General features: G+C 48.4%; 3 protein-coding genes and 2 rRNA genes (1 of these 5 cut by a window edge). All 5 read left to right on the top strand.

The window, feature by feature from the left end; all coding sequences use genetic code 11:
• A 23S ribosomal RNA gene (locus ACXHJ1_RS02650) occupies window positions 1-2,666 on the top strand; it begins 279 nt to the left of the window's first position.
• A 150-nt stretch (window positions 2,667-2,816) separates the two neighbouring features.
• Window positions 2,817-2,933, top strand: a 5S ribosomal RNA gene (rrf, locus tag ACXHJ1_RS02645).
• 215 nt (window positions 2,934-3,148) lie between these two features.
• Window positions 3,149-4,141 (top strand): ketoacyl-ACP synthase III, encoded by a 993-nt coding sequence (locus ACXHJ1_RS02640; RefSeq protein WP_019686165.1) that lies wholly within the window; start codon window positions 3,149-3,151, stop codon window positions 4,139-4,141.
• A 132-nt stretch (window positions 4,142-4,273) separates the two neighbouring features.
• Window positions 4,274-6,409 carry a DNA topoisomerase III gene (locus tag ACXHJ1_RS02635; RefSeq protein WP_457905555.1) on the top strand — a complete coding sequence of 712 codons (2,136 nt, stop codon included), beginning with the start codon at window positions 4,274-4,276 and terminating at the stop codon, window positions 6,407-6,409.
• 98 nt (window positions 6,410-6,507) lie between these two features.
• Window positions 6,508-6,645: a hypothetical protein gene (locus ACXHJ1_RS02630; RefSeq protein ID WP_016819760.1), complete on the top strand. Its 138-nt coding sequence runs from the start codon at window positions 6,508-6,510 to the stop codon at window positions 6,643-6,645.
• Window positions 6,646-6,772: the final 127 nt, after the last annotated feature.

Below are 6,772 nucleotides of genomic sequence, written 5' to 3'. Positions count from 1 at the left end.
AGGAGCTTGCTCCTTGGGGTTGTGGGACGTCTCACATGGAGTTACAAAGGAACCGGTTAGATGAAGAGGTCTGGAAAGGCCCGCCAGAGAAGGTAAAAGCCCTGTAGTTCAAAACCCGTTCCCTCCGAGACGGATCCCGAGTAGTGCGGGGCACGTGAAACCCCGTATGAATCCGGCAGGACCATCTGCCAAGGCTAAATACTCCCTGGCGATCGATAGTGAAGCAGTACCGTGAGGGAAAGGTGAAAAGCACCCCGGAAGGGGAGTGAAATAGATCCTGAAACCGTGTGCTTACAAGAAGTCAGAGCCCTATGATATTTTCCTTTGGAAAAATCACGGGTGATGGCGTGCCTTTTGTAGAATGAACCGGCGAGTTACGTTCCCGTGCAAGGTTAAGGTGAAGAGCTGAAGCCGCAGCGAAAGCGAGTCTGAATAGGGCGAATGAGTACGTGGACGTAGACCCGAAACCGGGTGATCTACCCCTGTCCAGGGTGAAGGTGCGGTAACACGCACTGGAGGCCCGAACCCACGCATGTTGAAAAATGCGGGGATGAGGTGGGGGTAGCGGAGAAATTCCAATCGAACCCGGAGATAGCTGGTTCTCCCCGAAATAGCTTTAGGGCTAGCCTCGGAAAGAAGAATCGTGGAGGTAGAGCACTGATTGGGTGCGGGGCCCGCAAGGGTTACCAAGCTCAGTCAAACTCCGAATGCCATAGATTTAGTTCCGGGAGTCAGACAGTGAGTGCTAAGATCCATTGTCGAAAGGGAAACAGCCCAGACCATCAGCTAAGGTCCCCAAGTGTGTGTTAAGTGGGAAAGGATGTGGAGTTGCACAGACAACCAGGATGTTGGCTTAGAAGCAGCCACCATTGAAAGAGTGCGTAATAGCTCACTGGTCGAGTGACTCTGCGCCGAAAATGTAACGGGGCTAAACACACCACCGAAGCTATGGCTTGATGCTTGCATCAGGGGTAGGGGAGCGTTGAATGCGGGTTGAAGGTGTACCGGAAGGAGCGCTGGACTGCATTCAAGTGAGAATGCCGGTATGAGTAACGAAAAGATCTGTGAGAATCAGATCCGCCGAAAGCCTAAGGGTTCCTGAGGAAGGTTCGTCCGCTCAGGGTAAGTCGGGACCTAAGGCGAGGCCGATAGGCGTAGTCGAAGGACAACAGGTGGAAATTCCTGTACCACCGTAATCCGTGATGAGCGATGGGGTGACGCAGTAGGGTAGTGACGCGGACTGATGGATGTCCGTCTAAGCAGTGAGGCTGATGTGTAGGCAAATCCGCACATCGTAAGGCTGGGCTGTGATGGGGAGCGAAAATTATAGTAGCGAAGGTCATGATCTCAGACTGCCAAGAAAAGCCTCTAGCCAGGAGAAGGTGCCCGTACCGCAAACCGACACAGGTAGGCGAGAAGAGAATTCTAAGGCGCGCGGAAGAACTCTCGTTAAGGAACTCGGCAAAATGACCCCGTAACTTCGGGAGAAGGGGTGCCTCGGTAGGGTGAATAGCCCGAGGGGGCCGCAGTGAAAAGGCCCAAGCGACTGTTTAGCAAAAACACAGGTCTGTGCGAAGCCGCAAGGCGAAGTATACGGGCTGACGCCTGCCCGGTGCTGGAAGGTTAAGGGGAGTGGTAAGCCTTCGGGCGAAGCTATGAACCGAAGCCCCAGTAAACGGCGGCCGTAACTATAACGGTCCTAAGGTAGCGAAATTCCTTGTCAGGTAAATTCTGACCCGCACGAATGGCGTAACGACTTGGGCGCTGTCTCAACGAGAGATCCGGTGAAATTTTAATACCTGTGAAGATGCAGGTTACCCGCGACAAGACGGAAAGACCCCATGGAGCTTTACTGCAGCTTGATATTGAATTTGGGTACGATCTGTACAGGATAGGTGGGAGCCGTAGAACTTTGAGCGCCAGCTTGAAGGGAGGCATCCTTGGGATACCACCCTGATCGTATCTAGGTTCTAACTTGGTACCGTGATCCGGTACGAGGACAGTGTCAGGTGGGCAGTTTGACTGGGGCGGTCGCCTCCTAAAGAGTAACGGAGGCGCCCCAAGGTTCCCTCAGAATGGTTGGAAATCATTCGAAGAGTGCAAAGGCAGAAGGGAGCTTGACTGCGAGACCTACAAGTCGAGCAGGGACGAAAGTCGGGCTTAGTGATCCGGTGGTACCGCATGGAAGGGCCATCGCTCAACGGATAAAAGCTACCCTGGGGATAACAGGCTTATCTCCCCCAAGAGTCCACATCGACGGGGAGGTTTGGCACCTCGATGTCGGCTCATCGCATCCTGGGGCTGAAGTAGGTCCCAAGGGTTGGGCTGTTCGCCCATTAAAGCGGTACGCGAGCTGGGTTCAGAACGTCGTGAGACAGTTCGGTCCCTATCTGTCGTGGGCGTAGGAAATTTGAGAGGAGCTGTCCTTAGTACGAGAGGACCGGGATGGACGTACCGCTGGTGTACCAGTTGTTCCGCCAGGAGCACCGCTGGGTAGCTATGTACGGAAGGGATAAGCGCTGAAAGCATCTAAGCGTGAAGCCCCCCTCAAGATGAGATTTCCCAATTAGTAAGACCCCTTGAAGACGACGAGGTAGATAGGTTGGGGGTGGAAGTGCAGTAATGCATGGAGCTGACCAATACTAATCGGTCGAGGGCTTATCCTAAAGATAAGACGCAATGAGTTTCGGATCCAGTTTTCAGGGTGTAACCTTGAAGGTATGTAGAAGTACATACGACAAGCGTATGGCAATTCATTCACACGATCCGTGATGAACCGAATAAGCTTACGGAAGAATTTGCGAGGCAAATTCATGTTTGGTGGCGATAGCGGAGGGGTTCCACACGTACCCATCCCGAACACGACCGTTAAGCCCTCCAGCGCCGATGGTACTTGGACCGCAGGGTCCTGGGAGAGTAGGACGTTGCCAAGCAACGAGTAAAAAGGACCATGATCTTTTTGAGATCATGGTCCTTTTTTGTGTTAAATATCACTAGAATTTTTAATTAGTTTAAGTTAGTTATAAGTTCGACTGAATCTGTGGATATTAGCTAGTAAATAGATAGACATTTTTTAAAGAAAATTAGTACCAGGTATTAGTATCTGGTGTTATAATATGAATAAGGATTATAAAGGAGAGTGATCAGATTGTTGAATTCAAAAGCAAAGTTAACGGCCCTTGGCACTTATGTACCTGAACGGATTTTGACGAACGCCGACTTGGAGAAGCTTGTGGAGACTAGTGACGAGTGGATTGTACAACGAACGGGTATGCGGGAACGACGAATCGCGGCCGAAGATCAGTATGTATCTGATTTATGTATACAAGCTATTAAACGTATGGTTAACCTTTATAACGTAAATGTGGACGATGTTGACATGATCATTGTAGCGACGAGTACACCTGATTACTATTTTCCAAGTACGGCTTCCCGTATTCAGGCTTATTTTAATATTCCCAATACAGGGTCAATGGATGTTAGTGCTGCATGCGCAGGCTTTGCCTATGGACTTCATTTGGCAAATGGTCTGATTACGGGTGGTCTACATCGCAAGGTTCTAGTGATTGGAGCCGAAACATTATCCAAAATTACAGATTATACGGACCGGACGACATGTGTTCTTTTTGGAGATGGAGCAGGGGTTGCACTTGTTGAATATGACGAGGATGAAGGGTCGTTTTTGACTTCAGATATAGGAACCTTTGGGCAAGGAGGAGCACATCTTTATCGCGCAGGATTATCTAACTATTTGGATGGAGAGAAGCTGCAAGATAATGGTTTTATCGCTCAAAATGGACGTGAGGTTTATAAATGGGCTGTACGTTCTGTCCCAGCAGGAATCGAGCGATTAATGGATAAGGCAAATATGGGGAAAGAGGATCTTGACTGGTTTGTACCTCATAGCGCTAATCTGAGAATGATTGAGTCCATATGTGAAAAGAGTGCAGTACCTTTAGAAAAGACGCTGACGAGTGTAGAGTTTTATGGCAACACTTCGGCGGCGTCCATTCCGTTGGCTTTACAGTGTGGATTGGATGATGGGCGTTTAAGATATGGACAACATGTGGTGTTATATGGATTCGGGGGAGGTCTGACGTATGCGGGTCTGTTATTAAAATGGAGTGTGCCTGATTTGTAAGCTGCTAACTAATGCATAAGCAATAGTAATAGTGTGTAAATATCGTGTTAATAAAGAGACGTTGGTTGGCATTAGATTTATCGTAAGATGGCAGGATGGTATAATTAACATTATGAGAGAAAGGAGCGTAACATGAAGGTATTGGTATTGGCAGAAAAACCATCCGTGGCCAGAGAGATTGCACGTGTGATGGGCAGCCGTGAGAAGCATAAAAGTTATATAGAAGGACCTAAGTATGTAGTGACATGGGCTTTGGGTCATTTGGTCGGATTAGCAGAGCCTGAGGATTACGATTCTAAGTATGCGAATTGGAACTTAGAGGACTTGCCCATTCTTCCGAAGAACTCCAAGTTAAAGGTATTGCGGGAGAGCAATCATCAGTTCAAAGCTGTACAGCAGCTGATGAAACGACAGGACATTGGAGAACTTATCGTGGCAACAGATGCTGCTCGTGAAGGAGAATTGTTGGCGCGTTGGATTATACAAATGGCAAACTGGAGGAAGCCTTTCCGGCGTTTATGGATTTCCTCGCAGACGGATAAGGCAATTAAGGCAGGTTTCGCGAAATTATTGCCTGGCCAGCAGTTTGATCGTTTATATGAATCGGCTCGCTGTAGGGCTGAAGCAGACTGGATGATTGGTCTCAATGTAACCCGCGCGTTAACGGTTCGTTATAACGCCCAGCTTTCGGCTGGAAGAGTACAGACACCGACACTGGGGATGATTATGGAACGTGAGAAAGAGATCACCCAGTTTCGTTCTCAAGAATATGATACGTTGACGGCGGATTTTGGTCATTTTCAGGCAACATGGCGTGCAGAAAATGGGGATTCACGTATGTTTGACCGCACTCAGGCAGAGACTTTGCGCCGCAGGCTTGAGGGGGCCAAAGGTACAGTTGTGAGTGTTAAAAAAAGTGAAAAAAGCGAGCCTCACCCGCTCGCGTATGACCTAACTGAGCTGCAAAGAGATGCTAACCAGCGCTACGGCTTCTCGGCCAAGCAGACGTCTAATGTTCTTCAGCGTCTATATGAGCAGCATAAGCTGGTGACTTATCCACGTACAGACAGTCGTTATCTTACCTCCGATATGGTGGATTCCCTTAAGGAAAGGCTCAGTAGCGTAGCCGTGGGTCCGTATGCTTCTTTAGCACGTCCGCTATTGCGTAACAAATTGCCAATCACAAAACGAGTTGTAGATGATAGTAAAGTCACAGATCACCATGCGATTATTCCTACTGAGCAGACGTTATTGCTTAATCAGTTAAGCCCAGAGGAGCGTAAGCTGTATGATCTCATTGCACGCCGTTTTATCAGTCTGTTCTACCCACCTGCACGTTATGATGCTGTAGCTGTATCGGTCATGGTGGGGCAGGAAACATTTCAGGTAAAAGGTACAACCATAAAAGATAGCGGTTGGCGTGCTGTGTATGACGAAAGTCGTTATGAATTGGACGAGGAAGAGACAGATGATCGTGAAAATAATGGACGGGGCGTTATTTTGCCTGAACTGAGAAAAGGAGACTCCGTCCAATTGCAGCGTTGTATTGTACGTGCTGGAAGAACGATGCCACCGAAGCGCTATACAGAAGCAGCCCTGCTGGCTCAGATGGAAAAGCATGGCCTGGGTACTCCAGCCACCCGTGCAGATCTGATCGAGAAACTCGTCAGCTCGGATACGATAGAGCGCCAGGGGAACGTGATGCATCCAACTGGCAAAGGCAAGCAACTGATCGAGCTGGCGGCTCCACAGCTGCGAACGCCCGAATTGACGGCACAATGGGAAGCGGAGTTAGAACGGATCGCCCGTGGTCAAGGACAACCTGAGCCATTTTTGAATTCTATCCGTGCTATGGCGAAAGAATTGGTTTCTACTGTGAAAAATAGCAGCGCGGAGTACAAGCCACATAACATAACGAATAGCCATTGTCCGGATTGTGGTACAAAGTTGTTGGAGAAAAAAGGTAATAATGGTAAGTTTCTTGTATGTCCAAGTGCGGATTGCGGTTACCGTCGTTCAGGCGAAAAACGTTTGTCCAATCGACGTTGTCCGCAGTGTCATAAGAAAATGGAAATGAAAGAGGGCAAGGCAGGTTTGTATGTAAGATGCTTATCCTGTGGCATTACGGAGACGCTGGATAAGGACAAGCAACGGGTAAACAAGCGGGAACAGCAAAAGCTGGTAAAACAGTTTGAAAAGAAGGAATCTTTTGGCTCCAGCTTGGGTGATTTGCTAAAAGCAGCAATGGAGCAAAAGCAGGGCGAATAAAGATTCCCAGAGCGTGCTTCAAGCTACACAATTAGCAGGCGTATGTCGGTATAAAAAAGCTTACTCCTTGGCATGGTAATCCGAGGAGGTGAGTATTTATGCCCAAACATAAACCGCTTAAAATCAATAATCAGCAAAATAAATCAAGTATACTGGAGGAAGAAATCGCTGCTCATCCAGAGAAGCAAGCTAAATATCCTCCAAGCTTGAATGGGATTCCCAAACAGCAGTCTTAATGCTACCTGTAAGGGAAAACGAATGGCTGTATAAGACCAAGACGTCTGGATACCAGATGTAATCATTATGGGTGCCAGACATTGTCTTGCATAAAAGAAGCAGCAGTACGGTGGTCAACCGTAACTG

The organism is Paenibacillus sp. ALE2, assembly GCF_054113385.1.
Note: the sequence above shows the minus strand (reverse complement) of the source record. Positions and strands in the feature narration are given on the sequence as shown.